The organism is Mitsuaria sp. TWR114, assembly GCF_007997345.1.
Map to the genome: position 1 here is coordinate 1 of NZ_VOSR01000206.1, position 17,693 is coordinate 17,693.

At 70.5% G+C, this 17,693-nt stretch carries 14 protein-coding genes and 2 pseudogenes; 10 read left to right on the plus strand and 6 right to left on the minus strand.

Annotated features, from left to right (window positions below; all coding sequences use genetic code 11):
- Together FUT87_RS09495 and FUT87_RS09500 are read left to right on the plus strand one after the other, a co-directional pair.
- Nucleotides 1-391: SDR family oxidoreductase (locus tag FUT87_RS09495; RefSeq protein ID WP_147240876.1), on the plus strand; the 391-nt coding region annotated here is incomplete at its 5' end.
- Between the two features lie 195 nt (nucleotides 392-586).
- Complete coding sequence (locus tag FUT87_RS09500) at nucleotides 587-859, plus strand: hypothetical protein (RefSeq protein WP_091723545.1); 273 nt, start codon at nucleotides 587-589, stop codon at nucleotides 857-859.
- 21 nt (nucleotides 860-880) lie between these two features.
- On the opposite strand, the pseudogene FUT87_RS09505 reads toward FUT87_RS09500, so the two are convergent.
- Nucleotides 881-1,796: pseudogene (locus tag FUT87_RS09505) on the minus strand (DMT family transporter).
- Nucleotides 1,797-1,891: 95 nt separating this feature from the next.
- On the opposite strand from FUT87_RS09505, the gene FUT87_RS09510 reads away from it, so the two are divergent.
- The gene (locus FUT87_RS09510) at nucleotides 1,892-2,875 is read left to right on the plus strand and encodes a quinone oxidoreductase (RefSeq protein WP_147240877.1); all 984 of its coding nucleotides are present in this window, start codon (nucleotides 1,892-1,894) and stop codon (nucleotides 2,873-2,875) included.
- On the opposite strand, the gene FUT87_RS09515 is transcribed toward FUT87_RS09510, so the two are convergent.
- Nucleotides 2,855-4,642, minus strand: coding sequence for an ATP-binding protein (locus FUT87_RS09515; protein ID WP_147240878.1), 1,788 nt, complete (start codon nucleotides 4,640-4,642; stop codon nucleotides 2,855-2,857). The genes FUT87_RS09510 and FUT87_RS09515 overlap by 21 nt on opposite strands.
- A 329-nt stretch (nucleotides 4,643-4,971) precedes the next feature.
- Complete coding sequence (gene lspA, locus FUT87_RS09520; protein ID WP_091723555.1) at nucleotides 4,972-5,469, minus strand: signal peptidase II; 498 nt, start codon at nucleotides 5,467-5,469, stop codon at nucleotides 4,972-4,974.
- A gap of 99 nt (nucleotides 5,470-5,568) precedes the next feature.
- On the opposite strand from lspA, the gene FUT87_RS09525 reads away from it, so the two are divergent.
- The 7 genes from FUT87_RS09525 (at nucleotide 5,569) to FUT87_RS28605 (ending at nucleotide 13,102) form a co-directional block, all read left to right on the plus strand.
- Nucleotides 5,569-6,987, plus strand: a complete 1,419-nt coding sequence (locus tag FUT87_RS09525) for a cache domain-containing protein (protein ID WP_147240879.1) — start codon at nucleotides 5,569-5,571, stop codon at nucleotides 6,985-6,987.
- Nucleotides 6,984-7,652 carry a response regulator transcription factor gene (locus tag FUT87_RS09530; protein ID WP_147240880.1) on the plus strand — a complete coding sequence of 223 codons (669 nt, stop codon included), beginning with the start codon at nucleotides 6,984-6,986 and terminating at the stop codon, nucleotides 7,650-7,652. Before FUT87_RS09525 ends, FUT87_RS09530 begins: the two co-directional genes overlap by 4 nt.
- Before the next feature lie 194 nt (nucleotides 7,653-7,846).
- Nucleotides 7,847-9,925: a carbon starvation CstA family protein gene (locus tag FUT87_RS09535; RefSeq protein WP_091723562.1), complete on the plus strand. Its 2,079-nt coding sequence runs from the start codon at nucleotides 7,847-7,849 to the stop codon at nucleotides 9,923-9,925.
- A 49-nt stretch (nucleotides 9,926-9,974) separates the two neighbouring features.
- Nucleotides 9,975-10,157, plus strand: coding sequence for a YbdD/YjiX family protein (locus tag FUT87_RS09540; RefSeq protein ID WP_091725110.1), 183 nt, complete (start codon nucleotides 9,975-9,977; stop codon nucleotides 10,155-10,157).
- Nucleotides 10,158-10,382: 225 nt separating this feature from the next.
- Nucleotides 10,383-11,201, plus strand: coding sequence for a hydroxypyruvate isomerase family protein (locus tag FUT87_RS09545; RefSeq protein WP_147240881.1), 819 nt, complete (start codon nucleotides 10,383-10,385; stop codon nucleotides 11,199-11,201).
- Nucleotides 11,202-11,319: 118 nt separating this feature from the next.
- Nucleotides 11,320-12,933: a serine protease gene (locus tag FUT87_RS09550; RefSeq protein WP_147240882.1), complete on the plus strand. Its 1,614-nt coding sequence runs from the start codon at nucleotides 11,320-11,322 to the stop codon at nucleotides 12,931-12,933.
- A gap of 25 nt (nucleotides 12,934-12,958) precedes the next feature.
- On the plus strand, nucleotides 12,959-13,102 hold the full coding sequence (locus tag FUT87_RS28605; protein WP_186830455.1) for a hypothetical protein: 144 nt from the start codon (nucleotides 12,959-12,961) through the stop codon (nucleotides 13,100-13,102).
- Nucleotides 13,103-13,213: 111 nt separating this feature from the next.
- Here FUT87_RS28605 and ileS read toward each other — a convergent pair.
- The 3 genes and pseudogenes from ileS to FUT87_RS09565 form a co-directional block, all read right to left on the minus strand.
- Nucleotides 13,214-16,056, minus strand: a pseudogene (gene ileS, locus FUT87_RS09555) (isoleucine--tRNA ligase).
- A gap of 132 nt (nucleotides 16,057-16,188) precedes the next feature.
- The gene (locus FUT87_RS09560) at nucleotides 16,189-17,244 is read right to left on the minus strand and encodes a bifunctional riboflavin kinase/FAD synthetase (protein ID WP_147240883.1); all 1,056 of its coding nucleotides are present in this window, start codon (nucleotides 17,242-17,244) and stop codon (nucleotides 16,189-16,191) included.
- A gap of 34 nt (nucleotides 17,245-17,278) precedes the next feature.
- Nucleotides 17,279-17,584, minus strand: coding sequence for a response regulator (locus FUT87_RS09565; RefSeq protein ID WP_255511746.1), 306 nt, complete (start codon nucleotides 17,582-17,584; stop codon nucleotides 17,279-17,281).
- Nucleotides 17,585-17,693: the final 109 nt, after the last annotated feature.

The following is a 17,693-nucleotide window of genomic DNA, read 5'->3' on the forward strand; positions in this document are numbered from 1 at the left end:
CGGCCGCATCGTCAACATCACCTCCGGCGCGGTGAAGGCGCCGATCGACGTGCTGGGGCTGTCCAACGGCGCCCGCTCCGGCCTGACCGGCTTCGTCGCGGGCATCGCGCGCCAGCCGCGCATCGCCGGCCGCAACGTCACGATCAACAACCTGCTGCCGGGCGCCTTCGATACCGAACGCCTGCAGAAGACCCTGGCCGCCGGCGCGCAGAAGTCCGGACAGCCGATCGACGACGTGCGCGCCAAGCGCATGGGCGCGATCCCGGCCCAGCGCTTCGGCAGCGCCGCGGAGTTCGGCGCGATCTGCGCGCTGATGTGCTCGGCCCACGCCGGCTACCTGACCGGGCAGAACATCCTGCTGGACGGGGGTGCCTATCCGGGCACCTTTTGAAGCGGGAGTGATTCGGCCCCGTCTGGAGCGGGGGGCCGCGTATCGCGTGGTGGACTAGCAAGCCATTGCTAGTCGCCCACCTAGAGAGGTGGGTAGATCGCGCATTTGGCGCATGAAGGGGATGGAACCGATCCGGTCGGCGCCGAAGAATGGGCCGGTCGTCACCACCCCGCCTTTCGGCGTCGGATCGTCCCCATGCCCCGCGACCGGATCGAGATCGTCGAGCGCATTGAATGCGTCGAACGCGTCGAGCGTGTCGAACGCGTCGTGCGTTTGGAGCGCGTCGAGCGCCGCGCGCGCGTCGGTGCCGGCGATGCGGTCGGCAGGTCGACGCGCCTGATGGGGCGAGCGGAGCGGGACGTCGTCGACGTCGAAGCGCGGGACGTGAGCGCGGTGCCCCGTGAACCGGTCCGGACGGCGCCGCGCGGTCTGGTCCTCAACGGCGTGTGGGTGCCGCTGGCGCCGTGACGCCGCGAGCGGCTTCCGACTTCAGCGCCGGCCCGAGGACACCACGATGCCCGCCGCGATCAGCGCGAAGGCCGCGCCGTGGAACCAGGCCGGCCATTCGCCCAGCAGCGCTGCCGACATCAGCGCCGCGAACACCGGTGTCAGGTTGCCGAAGAAGGCGGCCAGCGTCGGCCCCGCCTGGGCGACGCCCAGCCCCCAGCAGCGGTAGGCGATCAACGACGGCGACCGCCACGTAGACCAGCGCCGCCGCCATCGGCCAGCCCCAGCGCACCGGGGGCACGCCGATGGCCTGCTCCGCGCCGGCCGAGGCCCAGCTGAAGACCAGCCCGAACAGCATCTGCGCCATCAGCAGCGCGGACCAGTCCCAGTCGGGCCGGCGCTCGCCCTGCATGTGGGCGGGCGGCCGCGCCAGCAGCCAGCTGTAGAAGGCCCAGGTCAGCACGGCCAGCAGCATCAGCAGGTCGCCCCGCACGAACTGCACCTGTGCCAGGCGTTCCAGGTGTCCGCGCGAGATCACCAGCGCGACGCCGCCGAGCGACAGCAGCGCCCCGGCGAGCTGGCGGCGCGTCGGCCAGACGCGATAGAGCAGCGCGCCCACCGCCAGCATCCACACCGGCAGGCTGGCGGCGATCAGCGTCACGTTGAGCGCGGTGGAGCTGTGCAGCGCCTGGTACTGCAGCGCGTTGTAGCAGCCCATGCCCAGCAGCCCGGTCAGCGCGAAGTAGCCCCAGCGGGCCCGCAGCGGGGCCAGGTCTTGCAGCAGCGCGCGCGCCGGGCGGGCGATCAGCAGCAGCAGCGCGAAGGCCAGCGTCCAGCGCATCGCGTTGAGCAGCAGCGGCGGCACCAGCGGGCCGACCGAGCGCCCGACCACGGCGTTGCCGGCCCACAGCAGCGGGGGCAGGGTCAGCATCAGGGCCAGGCGTGGGGTCAAGCTCATCGCGGCGATGCGCGTCGGTCGGGAGGCTGGCACGATAGCCGCAATCGACGCGTCGGGCGACGCGCGAGCGACATCCCCCCATGAGGAGAACCCCGATGAGCGACAGAGCCGTGCGCATCTCGCAAGCTGGAGGACCGGAAGTCCTGACGATCGAGCCGGTCCAGGTCGGCGACCCCGGCCCGGGCGAGATCCGCATCCGCCACGCGGCCTGCGGCTTGAACTACATCGACATCTACCACCGCAGCGGCGTCTATCCGCTGCCCCTGCCCAGCGGCCTGGGCATGGAAGGCGCCGGCATCGTCGAGGCGGTGGGCGAGGGCGTCACCCACCTGCGCCCCGGCGACCGCGCCGCGTATGCGAGCCAGCCCATCGGCGCCTACGCGACCGCGCGCGTGATGCCGGCCCGCTGCGTCGTGAAGCTGCCGGACTTCCTGAGCTTCGAGCAGGGCGCCGCGATGATGCTCAAGGGCATGACGGTGCAATACCTGCTGCGCCGCACGCTGCCCCAGGGCGGGCTGCAGCCGGGCGACCACGTGCTCTTCCACGCGGCGGCGGGCGGCGTCGGGCTGATCGCGTGCCAATGGGCCAAGGCGCTGGGGCTGCGGCTGATCGCCACCGCCGGCAGCGACGCCAAGTGCCGCCTGGCGCTCGACCATGGCGCCGAGTTCGCGATCAACTACGCGACCGAGAACTTCGCCGAGCGGGTCAAGGAGATCACCGGCGGCCGCGGCGTGAAGGTGGTCTACGACTCGGTCGGCGCCTCGACCTGGGAAGGCTCGCTGGCCAGCCTGCGGCCGTTCGGGCTGATGGTGAGCTTCGGCAATGCCTCGGGCGTGGTCCCGCCGGTGGCGCTGGGCGCGCTGTCGGCCAAGGCGCTGTACCTCACGCGGCCCTCGCTGTTCGTGCACCTCGATTCGCTCGAGACCACGCAGGAGATCGCCGGCGACCTGTTCGCCGCGGTCGAGCGCGGCGCGGTGCGGATCGAGGTCGAGCAGCGTTATCCGTTCGACGAAGTCCAGCGCGCCCATCGCGAGCTGGAGGCCCGCACGACCACCGGCTCAGGCGTGCTGCTGGTTTGAACCGGACGCGGTGATCGGGCCGTCGAGGTCGGCGGCCACCGTCTCCGCGTCGAGCAGCGCCTCGTTGGCGCTGCGCTCGTCCCGCGCGTCGGTTCGCGCCGGTGTCAGCGTGGCCCGGCGCGTGTCCGCGAGCGCCTGCGGACCGCCCGCGTCGGTGACGACGCGGCGCGGCGGCGGCAGTTCGTCGAGCCCCGCCGGCACAGTGTCCGCGCCGAAGTCGGTGGCGGTCTCGTCGTCGAGCGCCCCCGCGGTCGTCTCGTGGACATCGACGTCCACGGTTTCGGTGCGCAGCACCTCGTCCAGCACCAGCGGCTGCGAGACCTTGACCTCGAAGCTGAAGCAGGAGCCGGCGCCGGGTTGGCTTTCCACCTGCACCTCGCCGCCCATCAGCTCGACCAGGCGCTTGACGATGGTCAGGCCCAGGCCGGTGCCGCCGTAGCGGCGGGTGATGCTGCCGTCGGCCTGCGTGAACGGGCTGAAGATCTGCGCGATCTGCTCGCGCGTCATGCCGATGCCGGTGTCATGCACCGCGATGCGCAGCCGCAGCGGGCCGGCATGGAGCGGCTCGTCGGCGTCGATGCGCTGGATGTCGACGCGGACCTCGCCGCGCTCGGTGAACTTGAGCGCGTTGCCGACCAGGTTCACCAGGATCTGACGCAGCCGCAGCGCGTCGCCCAGCAGGTGCTGCGGCACGCCGGGCTGCACGCGCGCATGCAGTTGCAGGCCCTTCTCGTGCGCCTGCAGCAGCAGCGGATGCAGCGCCTCGCGCAGGCAGTCGTGCAGGCTGAACGGGGCCTGGTCGATGATCACGCGGCCGGCCTCGATCTTCGCGATGTCCAGCAGGTCGTTGATGATGACCATCAGGCCCTTGGCCGAGCTGTGCGCGAGCTCGATGAACTTGCGCTGGCGCTCGTTGAGCTCGGTCTGCAGCACCAGCTCGGTCAGGCCCAGCACGCCATTCATGGGCGTGCGGATCTCGTGGCTCATGTTGGCCAGGAAGGAGCTCTTGGCCTGGCTGGCGGCCTCGGCGGCCTCGCGCGCGGCCTCGAGCTGCGCCTGCGTCGCCTTGAAGTCGCCGATGTCGCGGGCGTTGAGTTGCAGCACCACCTCGCCGCTGACGGGATCGCGCATCGGTCGCGCGTCGACGGCATGCCAGCGCCGGCCATTGGCGGTGTTGATCTCGAGCTCGGCGCCGAAGGTCTGGCCGCCACGCACCTGGGCCATGATGCGGCGCGCCAGGTCGGGCTCCGGGAAGATGGCGCTGAAGTCGGTCGCGCCGATGGTCTTGCGCAGGCCGTTGAAGCACATCGCCGCGGCGGGGTTGCGCATCAGCACGCTGCCGTCGCGTAGCGAGAACACGGCGATGCGCACCGAGGTGTGCTGCAGCGCCTCGACCCCGCGCAGCAGGCTCTTGTCGACGCCGCTCACCAGCGAATCGGCGGCGAACAGCATCACCTGGCGCTTGTCGGGCGTGCGGATGCCGCGGGAGACCAGCATCACCGTGGTGGGCTGGCCCTTGGGGTAGAGCGTCCACTGCTCGCGCACGAGCTTGCCCTGCGTGTGGTCGGCGGCGGTCACGGCCAGCCGCTCGGCCACCGAGGGGCTCATGTCGCTGAGGTCGCGGGACAGGAACTCCTCGGCGTTGTCCGCCCGCCAGAAGGCCAGCGCCGCGGCGTTGGCCCACAGGTTGCGCTGACGCTCCTGGTCGTAGACCCACATGGGCACATCGAGCCAGTCATAGTGGGTCAGGCAGGAGAAGTCGAGCATGGGGGCGAGGCCCTGTTCTGGTTACGTTTGGTCGCAGCGGATTGTCGCCGCCGGCCGTGTCCTGTCCATGGTCGCGATGTCCACTTCGTCACGTCCCCCGCGCGGCCGTGCGCGGCCCCGCGCCAGTGCGTGAAGAGCGCCCGCCGTCGCGTCGCGCGCGCATTGCCGCGGCGCTCGCCGGATGGCGGGCCGATGTCGCCCGGTGGAATCCCTCCGAGCCGCGCATGCGTGACGCGGCCCTCGATGTCGACAAGGCTACGCAGGCGGGCGCCGGAACGCCAGCCTCGTTTCTCCGGAGGAACCCTGGGGTGGAGGGGGCAGGGCGCGGATCAGCCGCGCTTGACGCGGCGCAGCTCGTCCCAGATCAGCAGGACGGCGCCGATGGTGATGGCGCTGTCGGCGATGTTGAACGACGGGTAGTACCAGCCGGCCCAGTGCAGCTGGATGAAGTCGACGACGTAGCCGTGCAGCAGCCGGTCGACGATGTTGCCCACCGCGCCGCCCAGGATCAGGCTGAGGGCCCAGGCGAACTGGGTCTGGTGGCCGTGGCGGCGCAGCATCCAGATGATGAAGACCGCGGCGGCCACGCCCAGGCCGACGAAGAACCAGCGCTGCCAGCCCGAGGCGCCGGCCAGGAAGCTGAAGGCCGCGCCGGTGTTGTGGACCCGCACCAGGTTGAAGAAGGGCAGGACGTAGTGGCTGTCCCCGTACTGGAAGCTGTGCAGGATCAGCACCTTGGTGAACTGATCGGCCACGATCACCAGCAGGGCGATGGCCAGCCACTGGATCAGGCGGTTGTTCGACGAGGACGGGGACTTGGTGGCCATGGCTGCTGCGGGTAGGGAAGGCGCGGGCGCGAAACCCGCAACTGTAGCGTCCGCCACGGGCGCGCCGTGCGGCTACAGTGCGGGCCCGAAGAGGACCCGATGAGACTCCGCCTGAAGATCCTGCTGCTGGCGCTGCTGCCGCTGGTCGCCTCGCTGCTGCTGATCGCGGTGGCGGTACGCCAGCAGGAGCGCGAGCTGCTCCAGCGCGAGCACGCCGCCGTGCAGCGCGCCTACATGGACGCGCGCCGCGACGAGCTGCGCCATTACGTCGAGCTGGCCGTCAGCACGCTGCAGCCGCTATACGAGCGCTCGCCCGCGCTGGCCGCCCGGACCAGCGACGCCGACGTCGAGCGCGACAAGCGCGAGGCGCTGCGGCTGCTGTCCGCGCTGGACTACGGCGAGGACGGCTACTTCTTCGTCTATGACCTGCAGGGCCGGGTGCTGATGCATTCGCGGCAACCGGAACTGGTCGGGCGCAACCTCTGGGGTCTGCGCGACGCGCAGGGGCGGCCGACCATCCAGCAGCTGGTCGCGCAGGCCAAGGCCGGCGGCGGTTATGTCGACTACGAATGGCGCAAGCCGTCCAGCGGCGAGCGCGCGCCCAAGCTCGGTTACGTCGTGGCGATGGAGCGCTGGAACTGGATGCTGGGCACGGGGCTCTACCTGGACGGCATCCGCGCGACGCTGGAGCAGCTCGACCGGGAGGCGCAGGCCAACATCGCCCGCACGATGTGGGGCATCGCGGCGATCGCGCTCTTCGGCGTCGCGCTGATCAGCGCCTGCGCGCTGGCGCTCAACCTCAGCGAGCACCGCCAGTCCGAGGCCAAGCTGCGAGCGCTGGCGCACGAGGTGGTGCGCTCGCAGGAGGAAGAGCGGGCCCACCTCTCGCGCGAGCTGCACGACGGCGTCAGCCAGACGCTGGTGTCGACCAAGCTGCTGATCGAATCGGCGCAGCAGGCCGGCTCGACCGCGCTGCTGCCCCGCGCGCTGGAGCGCCTGAATGCCAGCCTGACCGAGGTCCGCGGCCTCTCGCACCGGCTGCGGCCGGCGCTGCTGGACACACTCGGCCTGCCGGCCGCGCTCGAACACCTGGCGCGCGAATTCGACGAGGGCGGCGCGGTGCCGGTCTCGATGCGCGTGTCCGGCGAGCCGCGCGAATTGCCGGAGCTGCTCAACACGGTGCTGTTCCGGGTCGCGCAGGAGGCGCTGACGAACGTGGCCAAGCATGCGGGCGCGGCGCGGGTCGAGATGGCGCTCGAGTTCGCGCCCGAGGATCCGCGCGGCGAGCCCGGCGGCGTCCTGCTGCGGGTGCTCGACGACGGGGACGGCTTCGACCCCGAGGCGGCCGAGCGCGCCGATCCCCGGCTGGGCATCGGCCTGCGCAACATGCGCGAGCGCATGGCCTCGGTCGGCGGCGCGCTGGACCTGCAGACCAGCCCGGGACACGGCACCCAGATCGAGGCGCTGGTGAGCGCCGCGGCGATCCGGCGTCTGGCGCGCGACAATCCCGCCCCATGAGCCCCGAGCGCCTCTCCGCCCCCGGCACGGCCACGCCCGTGCGCCTCCTGCTGGTCGACGACCATCCGCTGGTGCGCGAGGGCGTGCGCTCGCGGCTGCAGGGCGAGCCGCGCTACCTCGTCGTCGGCGAGGCCGGCAACGCGGAGGAGGCCATGATGATGCTCATCGCCACGCAGCCCGAGGTCGTGCTGCTGGACGTCGGCCTGAAGGGGCACAACGGCATCCAGCTGGCGCAGACCATGCTGGAGCGCGCGCCCGAGCTGCGCGTGCTGATGTACAGCATGTACGACAACCCCGAGTACGTGCAGCGCGCGCTGCAGGCCGGCGCCCGCGGCTACGTGCTCAAGGACGCGCCGGCCGGCGAGATCGTCGCCGCCATCGACGCCGTGGCGGCGGGCGGCACCTTCCTCAGCCCGGGCGTATCCAAGCGGATGTTCCGCAGCCAGCAGCCGCGGCCCATCCTCTCGCCGCGCGAGAGCGAAATCCTCTCCGCGCTCGGCCGCGGCGAATCGAGCAAGCAGATCGCCAAGGCGCTCGACCTCTCCGTGAGGACCGTCGAGACGCACCGCCAGAACATCAAGCGCAAGCTCGAGCTCGAGGGCCAGGCCGAGCTGATCCGCTACGCGGTCGAGCACGCCCGCGGCCCGCATCGCGACGAGGTCTGACGGGCTGCGCGGGCCTCGCCCCGAGGGGCGATCGCCGCGCCGCCGAGGGTTTCCACTTAAGCGCTCCTACGCCGGTGGACTAGTCCGCTCGACGGATGTGGGGAAGCGCACGGGCATGGAAACTGCCGCGGCAAACAGAGCTCGCGTGCCAGGTCCCACTCGTCCGTCGGTGCGCGCCCAATAAGGAGACATCGATGTCGAACTTGAGTCGCCACCTCGCCTGGGCGGGCGTGGCCATCCTCGGGGCGTTCGCCCTGGCCACCGTGGCGCTCGCCAACGGAGAAGCGGTGAGCGCCCTGTGGGTCGTCGTCGCCGCGATCTGCGTGTACCTCATCGGCTACCGCTACTACAGCCTCTTCCTGGCGACCAAGGTCCTGGGCCTGGACCCGACCCGCCAGACGCCCGCCTGGAAGTACAACGACGGGCTGGACTTCGTCCCGACCCACAAGTACGTCCTGTACGGCCACCACTTCGCCGCCATCGCCGGCGCGGGCCCGCTGGTCGGCCCCGTGCTCGCGGCGCAGATGGGTTACCTGCCGGGCCTGCTGTGGATCCTGGCCGGCGTGATCTTCGCCGGCGCGGTGCAGGACTTCATCGTGCTGTTCATCTCCACGCGCCGCGACGGCCGCTCGCTGGGCGACCTCGTCAAGCAGGAGATGGGCACGGTGCCCGGCGTCATCGCGCTGTTCGGCGCGTTCATGATCATGATCATCATCCTGGCGGTGCTGGCGCTGATCGTGGTGAAGGCGCTGGCGCACTCGCCCTGGGGCACCTTCACCGTCGCGGCGACGATCCCGGTCGCGCTGTTCATGGGCGTGTACCTGCGCTTCATCCGTCCGGGCCGCATCGGCGAGGTCTCCGTCATCGGCTTCGTGCTGCTGATGCTGGCGATCGTCGCCGGCCAGTGGGTGCATGAGAGCCCGACCTGGGCGCCGATGTTCACCTACGACGGCAAGGTGCTGACGTGGATGCTGATCGGCTACGGCTTCGTCGCCGCCTGCATCCCGGTGTGGCTGCTGCTGGCGCCGCGCGACTACCTCTCCACCTTCCTGAAGATCGGCACGATCATCGCGCTGGCGATCGGCATCGTGGTCGTCGCCCCGCCGATGCAGATGCCGTCGTTCACCCAGTTCGCGGCCGGCAACGGCCCGGTCTGGTCGGGCAACCTGTTCCCCTTCCTGTTCATCACCATCGCCTGCGGCGCGGTGTCGGGCTTCCATGCGCTGATCAGCTCGGGCACCACGCCCAAGATGCTGGACAACGAGGTCAACGCGCGCTTCATCGGCTACGGCGGCATGCTGGCCGAATCCTTCGTGGCGGTGATGGCGCTGGTGGCGGCCTCGTGCATCGAGCCGGGCGTCTACTTCGCGATGAACAGCCCGGCCGCGCTGGTCGGCAGCACGCCCGAGACGGTGGCGGCGACGCTCTCCACCTGGGGCTTCGTGATCACGCCGGAGATGCTGGTGCAGACCGCCAAGGACGTCGGCGAGAACACCATCCTGGCGCGCGCCGGTGGCGCTCCGACGCTGGCGGTGGGCATGGCGCACATCCTGCATCAGGTCGTGGGTGGCAAGGCGATGATGGCCTTCTGGTACCACTTCGCGATCCTGTTCGAGGCGCTGTTCATCCTGACCGCGGTCGACGCGGGCACCCGGGCGGGCCGCTTCATGCTGCAGGACCTGCTGGGCACCTTCGTGCCGGCGCTCAAGCGCACCGAATCGCTGCCGGCCAACCTGATCGCCACGGGCCTGTGCGTGTCGGCCTGGGGCTACTTCCTGTACCAGGGCGTGGTGGATCCGCTGGGCGGCATCAACACCTTGTGGCCGCTGTTCGGCATTGCCAACCAGATGCTGGCGGCGGTGGCGTTGCTGCTGGGCACGGTGGTGCTGTTCAAGATGAAGAAGGACCGTTACGCGTGGACCACGATCGTGCCGGCGGCCTGGCTGCTGGTGTGCACGATGACGGCGGGCTGGCAGAAGATCTTCAGTGCCGATCCGAAGGTGGGCTTCCTGGCGCATGCCTCGAAGTACGCTGATTCCCTGGCGGCGGGCAAGGTCCTGGCGCCGGCCAAGAGCCTGGAGGCGATGGAGCGGGTGATCTTCAATGACCGGCTGGATGCTGCGCTGTGCGGCCTTTTCATGTTCGTCGTGATCAGCGTGCTGGTGTACAGCGTGAAGGCGGTGCTGAAGGCGCGTGCCGAGCGCAAGCCCACGGTGCAGGAGACGCCGTTCGAGCGCATGCCTGAGGGCGCGGTGGCGGGCGGCCATGCTTAAGCAGGTGGCTGCGGACGCCGCGCAGGCGGCGTTGTCCGCTGCGTCGGACATGCTGCAGGCGGGCCGCTACATGGCCCGTGGCGTGCGTCAGCAGCTGATTGGCGCGGACTATGGTGCCTACCTGGCGCACATGGCGCGCACGCATCCTGACGATGAGCCCCTGAGCTACGAGGCCTTCTTCCTCGAGCGCCAGGAGGCTCGCTACAGCGCCCGCACGGGCCGCTGCTGCTGACGCCAACGTCCGACGCACTTTTCCAGAACGGCCCTCCGGGGCCGTTCTTCGTGGAGGGGGCGCAGAACTGCCCGAGGCCGGCGGCGGAGCCCGCTTCCATAACTGACCAGGCGCGTTCTGTTTGAGCGTCGCGAGCCGAAGGTGAGCAGAGCGAGTTGAGCGCCGAAAGCGGGCTCCGCCGCCGGCCTCGGGCAGTTTTGCGCGGGCTCGGTGACACTACGCCGCATGCCTCGATTCGCTGCCAACCTTGGATTCCTGTACCAGGATCTCCCGTTCCTCGACCGTTTCTCTGCTGCAGCCCGCGACGGGTTTGCGGCAGTGGAGTGTTTGTTCCCGTATGACATGCCGGCTGCTGAGTTGCGAGCCCGGGCGGATGCGGCGGGTGTTGAGGTCGTGTTGATCAATGCGCCGCCGGGCGACTGGGCGGCGGGTGAGCGTGGTTTGGCGTCGCTGGCGGGGCGGGAGGCTGACTTTCGAGATTCGATCGAGCGCGGGCTGGATTACGCGAGCCGGGTGGGGTCGCCGCGGCTGCACGTGCTGGCGGGGGTGTTGCCGCCGGATGTTTCGCGCGATGCCGCGCTCGCGCGCTACGAGGCGGGTCTGCGCTGGGCTGCTGAGCAGGCTGCGCGCGCGGGCGTGACGCTGATGATCGAGCCCATCAATCCGCACGACATGCCGGGCTACCTGCTGCAGCGCCAGGAGGAGGCGCATGCGATCGTCGATCGCATTGGCGCGGCGCATCTGAGGGTCCAGATGGACCTGTACCACTGCGCGCGTGTCGAGGGGGATGTGGTCGCGCAGGTGCGGCGCTGGCTGCCGACGGGTCGTGTCGCGCATTGCCAGATCGCCGGCATGCCGGGCCGGCATGAGCCGGACGTGGGCTCGCTGGACTGGCGCGGCGCGCTGGCTGCAATCGACGAGATCGCGGCGGCCACCGGCTGGGACGGCTGGATCGGCTGCGAGTACCGGCCGCGGCGGGGCGATGTCGCAGGTGGCACCTCCGACGGTTTGGTCTGGATGCGGGGATTGAATAGCAAGGATTGATGGCCAGACCCACCTAACGAGGTCGGCGCCTGAGCCGCCACGACCTGCAATAGCGATCCCGGTTTAGAAGGGGTCTCAACACGATCGCTGCCTGTCTCCAAGAGCACAGGCAGCGACGATGAGCACCAGGATCCAACGAGCGGCGATCGCGATCGCCACGGCAGCGGCGGCCACCAAGGCCCTCGCCATCGGTATCAACGAACAGCGGTTCGAGGCCCTCGGTGGCCGGCTCGACGAGCCGCTGTCCTTCCTGCACCTGGTGCAGACCCCCCTGGAGCGGGAGAGCCTCCAGCCCAGGTTCCGCAATGTGGGTCAGTTGCGCTTTCCCGGCACCGACCGCGACTGCACCGCGACCTGGCTCGGCGAAGACGAGCAGCATGCCTTCGTCATGACCGCGGCGCATTGCGTGGCCAGTGATTTCCGGCACGCCCCCTGGGCCCGGTCCCTGGGGCCGGTGACGTTGAGCAGCCGTCTCCCGTCGAGGCATGAAGGGCGAGGCCTGGCCTTCATCCCGATGCCGCGCCCGTCGCAGGACGGCGACGCGGTCGAGCAGGACGGCAGCGCCAGCGACAGCGACCTGGCGATCCTGCGGCTGCCGCGCCGGACGGCTCGCCCGCTGGCGTCGGAAACGCCGCCATTGCTCGACGACCTCGACGACGACCCCGTCGCCAGCGCCCATCCCGTGGGGGCAGTCACCGAGTTCGTCGGTTATGGCGCCTGGCATGTCGGCACCCGGTCGATTGACCGCGCAGGGCGCCTCTGGGCCCGTGCGCCCGGCCGCGCGACCGGGCGCGCGCGGCAGCGGTTCACCGTCGGCTATCAGCCGACCGGCGACACCGATCGCTGGTTCACGCTGACCTCGGGCGACAGCGGCGGTGCCTTCTGGCAGGCGCGCTGGGGCTACTGGCATGTCGTTGCCACGGCGAGCGCCCGTGACAAGGGCTGGCGTGGCTCGGAAGGCCCTCGCATGGCGGCGCTCGTCCACTGGGTGAAAGGCGTCTTCCCCGGCATCCGCACCTTGAGCGACCGCCTCAGCGTCGGCGCCGGCGCCCCGTTCGTTTCCCGCGATCACTCGGAAGACGTCTCGAGCGGCACGGTGGTCTATCTCGTGCCGGCGCAGACCGGGGCCACCGGGCCTGCCGAGCCCGCCACTTCCGGCGCCTCGGGCTACAGCGTCATCCAGGCCGTCGTGGAGGACGAACTGACGCGCCACCGGGCCGAGATCCGTCTGCGCGGCCAGCGCGAGACCGGTTGCGGCTGGGCCTCGCGGATGGAGGACGACACCACGTGCGGCGAGCGGCGGGGCGCCCGCCTGACGGTGTCCTTCCATGCGGAAGACAACCCCGGACTGATGCGAGGCAGCTATGTCGGCCAGATCGAGATCGAGGCGGTCGGCACGAGCGACGGGCGTTATCGCGAGCGCTTCCCGCTGCGGTTGCGGATCGGGCACCTGACCGCAGGCACCGTCACGGCGAGCCGTGGCTACGAGTCGCCGGATCTGGCGGGGCTGCTTTCCGCGCAAGACGGCTCGCCAGTGCGTGTCGCGCTGCCCGTCCAGGCGCGTGCGCATCGCGATGGGGGAGGCGTCCGGCGGCGTGCAGCCCTCGAGTCGCGTCATCGTCACGGTGAGGGATGTGCTGGAAGGCCGGGACCGAACCCTCGTGCTGCGCGCGTTCCGGCGGCCGGCGACTGCCGGCGCCTGCGCGCCGATGCCGATGGCAGCGACGGTTGATTGCGAGGGGCGCCGGCTGCCTCGTGTGAGCCTGCAGTTCGTCGAGGGCGACAATCCGGGCCTGCCGGCGGGGCTCTATCGGGGACGCGTGTTCCTGGAGGCGCGCGGCGGACCCGGCGGCACACGCCGTGAGCTGATCGGTGTCGGGTTGAACGTCGACACGCTCTGACCCCACGCCGATCCCGAGGGATCGCCCGCGGCGACGCGCCGACCCGCGCGACCATGAGAAAGGCCGCCGGCCCGCAGGGGCTCGGCGGCCTTGCCGTCGATGCGCGCAGGCTCAGGCCACCGTGCGCGTCTCGCCGTCGCCGTGGAGGTTGCTCTCGCAGCGGCCGCAGATCGTGGGATGCGCCGGATTGGCGCCGACGTCCGCGCGGTAGTGCCAGCAGCGCTCGCACTTCTGGTGCGTCGACGGCGTCACGGTGATGCTCAGTTCATCGGCCAGCACCGCGTTCGCGGCCGAGGTGATCAGCACGAACTTCAGGTCGTCGCCCAGGCTGCTCAGCAGCGCCAGGTCCTCGCCGTTCACGCCCAGCGTGATCTCCGCCTGCAGCGACGAGCCGATCGCGCCGGTCGTGCGCACCGCTTCGATCGCCTTGTTCACCGCGTCCCGGACCTCGTGGATGCGGTTCCACTTGGCGATCAGGCCGTCGTCATGCGCGACGCCGAAGGACCAGAAGGTCTCGGTGAAGATCGTGTCGCCGGCCTGCTTGCCGGCGAAGACCTTCCAGGCTTCCTCGGCGGTGAAGCTCAGGAACGGCGCCATCCAGCGCAGCATCGCGTGGGTGATGTGCCACAGCGCGGTCTGCGCCGAACGGCGCGCGGCCGACTTCGGCGCGCTGGTGTACAGGCGGTCCTTCAGCACGTCCAGGTAGAACGCGCCCAGGTCTTCCGAGCAGTAGACCTGCAGCTTGGCCACCACCGGGTGGAACTCGTAGCGCTGGTAATGCGCCAGGATCTCCTCCTGGAACTGCGCGGCGCGCGCCAGCGCATAGCGGTCGGCCTCGAGCAGCTGGTCCATCGGCACGGCGTCGCGGGCGGCGTCGAAGTCCGAGGTGTTGGCCAGCAGGAAGCGCAGCGTGTTGCGGATGCGGCGGTAACCGTCCACCACGCGGTCCAGGATCTTCTTGTCGCCGGCGATGTCGCCCGAGTAGTCCGATGCCGCCACCCACAGCCGGATGATCTCGGCACCCAGCGACTTGCTGGTCTCCTGCGGATCGACGCCGTTGCCCAGCGACTTGCTCATCTTGCGGCCCTGGCTGTCCACGGTGAAGCCGTGGGTCAGCAGGCCGCGATAGGGCGCGCGGCCATTGATCGCGCACGAGATCAGCAGCGACGAGTGGAACCAGCCGCGATGCTGGTCATGGCCCTCGAGATAGAGGTCGGCCTCGGGGCCGGTCTCGTGCGCCGCGCCGGCATGCGAGCCCTTGAGCACGTGCTGGAAGGTGGAGCCCGAGTCGAACCACACGTCGAGGATGTCCTGGCCCTTCGAGTACTGCTCGGCCTCGGCGCCCAGCCACTCGGCCGGGTCGAGCTTGGACCAGGCCTCGATGCCGCCGGCCTCGACCAACTGCGCGGCGCGCTCGATGAACTCGAGCGTCTTCGGATGCGGCTGGCCGCTGTCCTTGTGCAGGAAGATCGGCAACGGCACGCCCCAGCTGCGCTGGCGCGAGATGCACCAGTCGGGCCGTCCGGCGATCATGTCGTGCAGCCGGGTGCGGCCGTTCTCCGGATAGAAGCTGGTCTGCTCGATGGCGTCCAGCGCCAGCTGGCGCAGCGTCTTCTCCGCCTTGTCGACGGTGAACACGCCGTCGCCTTCGTCCATGCGCACGAACCACTGCGCCGCGGCGCGGTAGATCACCGGGCTCTTGTGGCGCCAGCAGTGCGGGTAGCTGTGGCTGATCTTGCTCTGGGCCATCAGGCGGCCGGCATCCTGCAGCGCCTGCGCGATGACCGGGTTGGCCTTCCAGATGTGCTGGCCGCCGAACAGCGGCAACTCGGCCTCATAGACGCCGTTGCCCTGCACGGGGTTCTTGATGTCCTTGAAGGTCATCCCGTGCGCCATGCACGAGTTGAAGTCGTCCACGCCGTAGGCCGGCGCCGAGTGGACCACGCCGGTGCCGTCGTCGGCGGTGGCGTAGTCGGCCAGGTAGACGGGGCTTTCGCGGTCGAAGCCCGGATGCACGTGGGCCAGCGGGTGCTTGAACTTCAGCAGCTCCAGCGACTTGCCCGGCGTCACGGCGACCTGCCGGCCCTCGATGCCCCAGCGGGCCAGGCACTTCTCGACCAGCGCCTCGGCCACGACGAAGTAGCCGCGCTCGGTGTCCACCAGCGCATAGGGCAGCTCGGGGTTCAGGTTGAGCGCCTGGTTGGCGGGGATGGTCCAGGGCGTGGTCGTCCAGATGACGGTGAACGCGTCCTTGTCGAGCTTCTGCAGGCCGAAGGCCGCCGCCAGCTTGTCCGGCTCGGCGCTCAGGAAGGCCACGTCGACGGCGGGCGACTGCTTGTCGGCGTACTCGATCTCGAACTCGGCCAGCGAGGAACCGCAGTCGAAGCACCAGTACACCGGCTTGAGCCCGCGGTACACGAAGCCGCGCTCGAACAGGCGCTTGAGCACGCGGATCTCGCCGGCCTCGTTCTTGAAGTCCATCGTGCGGTAGGGGTGGTCCCAGTCGCCCAGCACGCCCAGGCGCTTGAAGTCGGCGCGCTGCTGGTCGATCTGTTCGCCGGCGTACTTGCGGCTCTTGGCCTGCACCTCGTCGCGCGGCAGCCGCGGCCGAAGGTCTTCTCGATCTGGTTCTCGATCGGCAGGCCGTGGCAGTCCCAGCCCGGGATGTAGGCGGCGTCGAAGCCCTCGAGCTGGCGCGCCTTGACGATCATGTCCTTGAGGATCTTGTTGACCGCGTGACCCATGTGGATCTGGCCGTTGGCATAGGGCGGGCCGTCGTGCAGCACGAACTTGGGCTTGCCCTGGCGCGCCACGCGCAGGCGCTGGTAGATGCCCTGGTCCTCCCATTCCTTGACCCAGCCCGGCTCGCGCTTGGGCAGGTCGCCGCGCATGGGGAAGGGCGTGTCGGGCAGGTTGAGCGTGGCGCGGTAGTCGGGCTTGGACGTGTCGGTCATGGCAGCGGCAATCGAAGAGGGCAGCCCCGGCGTGCGCGGGGCGGCGAGGCATGAAGAGAAGGGCGCGGAGGCGGCGAGGTGGGGTGCACAGGGCCGCGTGCCGGCTGAGCGCGGGAGAGGGCGGTCAGCCCTTCAAATTCGGTCGCGGGTGGTCTGACGGCGGACGGCGGCGTGGGTGGCCGCCTGTTGCGCGAAGTAGTCGCGCGCCTGACGGACGTCTTCGCGGATCGCGGCCGTCAACGAATCAAGCCCGTCGAAACGGGCTTCATCGCGCAGTTTTTGGAGGAGTTCCACGCGCACGAGTTTACCGTAGGCCTCCGCGGCCCCCAGGCGGGCGGCCAGGTCCGCCGGCCAGTCCAGCGCGTGGACTTCCAGCAGCACCCGCCCCGCGTCCTCGACGGTGGGGCGCACGCCCAGCGAGGCGACGCCGTCCAGCGCCGGGCCGTCGTCCCCGTCGATGCCGTGCACCCGCACCGCGAAGATGCCGTGCGCGGCCGGCTTGTCGTGGTCGAAGCGCAGGTTCAGCGTGCGGAAGCCGTCGCCGCGGCCGGGCGCGGTCTCGGCCAACTGGCGGCCCAGCTTCTGGCCGTGGATCACATGGCCGGAGATCGCATACGGCCGGCCAAGCAGCCGCGCCGCGCCGTCCATGTCGCCGGCGGCCAGCGCCTCGCGCACGGCCGAGCTCGACACCCGCAGCCCATGCACCTCGTAGCTCATCATCCGGGCGACGTCGAAGCCCAGGCGCTGCCCGGCGGCGTCCAGGGTCGCGTAGTCGCCCTGGCGCTTGGCGCCGAAACGGAAGTCGTCGCCGACCAGCACGTATTTCGCGCCCAGGCCCTCGACCAGCACCTGCTGGATGAAGTCCTGCGCCGGCAGCGAGGCCAGCGCCTCGTCGAAGCGCAGCACCACGACCTGGTCCACGCCGCAGCGCTCGAGCTCCTGCAGCTTGTCGCGCAGCGTGGCGATGCGCGCCGGCGCCAGTTCGGGCTTGCCGAGCTTGCTGGCGAAGAAGTCGCGCGGATGCGGCTCGAAGGTCAGCACGCAGGTCGGCAGGCCGCGGTGGCGGGCCTCGGACAGCAGCAGCGCCAGCATGGCCTGATGGCCGCGGTGGACACCGTCGAAGTTGCCGATCGTCAGCGCGCAGTGCGCCGCGACGCCGGGATGGTGGAAGCCTCGGAAAACGTGCATGGGCCGGGATTATCTGCCGGCCGGGGGCCGTCGGTCAGGCCGCGGCGGCGGCCGGTGGTGCGGCTTGCCCCGAGGGCGAGGCCGCCGGGCCGCGCAGGTGCTGCGTGACGACGGCCAGCAGCTCGTCCATCTCGAACGGCTTCACCAGGAAGCCGTCCATGCCGCTGGCCAGGCAGCGGGCCCGGTCGTCGTCGACGGCGCTGGCGGTCAGCGCGACCACCGGCGTGCGCGGCAGCAGCCGGCGCGCCTCCTCCTGGCGCCAGGCGACGGTGGCCGCATAGCCGTCAAGCTCCGGCATCTGGCAGTCCATCAGCACCAGGTCGAAACGCTGCGCGCGCAGTGCTCGAGCGCGTCGCGGCCGTGTTCCGCCGGCGTCACGCGCAGGCCGGAGCGCTCCAGCATGGTCGTGGCGACAAGCAGGTTGACCGGGCTGTCGTCGACCAGCAGCA

Coding starts and splice junctions, on each gene's coding strand:
- FUT87_RS09525 (WP_147240879.1), top strand. CDS start 5,569: ATGAGACTCCGCCTGAAGATCCTGCTGCTGGCGCTGCTGCCGCTGGTC.
- FUT87_RS09535 (WP_091723562.1), top strand. CDS start 7,847: ATGTCGAACTTGAGTCGCCACCTCGCCTGGGCGGGCGTGGCCATCCTC.
- FUT87_RS09560 (WP_147240883.1), bottom strand. CDS start 17,244: ATGCACGTTTTCCGAGGCTTCCACCATCCCGGCGTCGCGGCGCACTGC.
- FUT87_RS09550 (WP_147240882.1), top strand. CDS start 11,320: ATGAGCACCAGGATCCAACGAGCGGCGATCGCGATCGCCACGGCAGCG.
- FUT87_RS09540 (WP_091725110.1), top strand. CDS start 9,975: ATGCTGCAGGCGGGCCGCTACATGGCCCGTGGCGTGCGTCAGCAGCTG.
- FUT87_RS09500 (WP_091723545.1), top strand. CDS start 587: ATGCCCCGCGACCGGATCGAGATCGTCGAGCGCATTGAATGCGTCGAA.
- lspA (WP_091723555.1), bottom strand. CDS start 5,469: ATGGCCACCAAGTCCCCGTCCTCGTCGAACAACCGCCTGATCCAGTGG.
- FUT87_RS09545 (WP_147240881.1), top strand. CDS start 10,383: ATGCCTCGATTCGCTGCCAACCTTGGATTCCTGTACCAGGATCTCCCG.
- FUT87_RS09510 (WP_147240877.1), top strand. CDS start 1,892: ATGAGCGACAGAGCCGTGCGCATCTCGCAAGCTGGAGGACCGGAAGTC.
- FUT87_RS09530 (WP_147240880.1), top strand. CDS start 6,984: ATGAGCCCCGAGCGCCTCTCCGCCCCCGGCACGGCCACGCCCGTGCGC.
- FUT87_RS09515 (WP_147240878.1), bottom strand. CDS start 4,642: ATGCTCGACTTCTCCTGCCTGACCCACTATGACTGGCTCGATGTGCCC.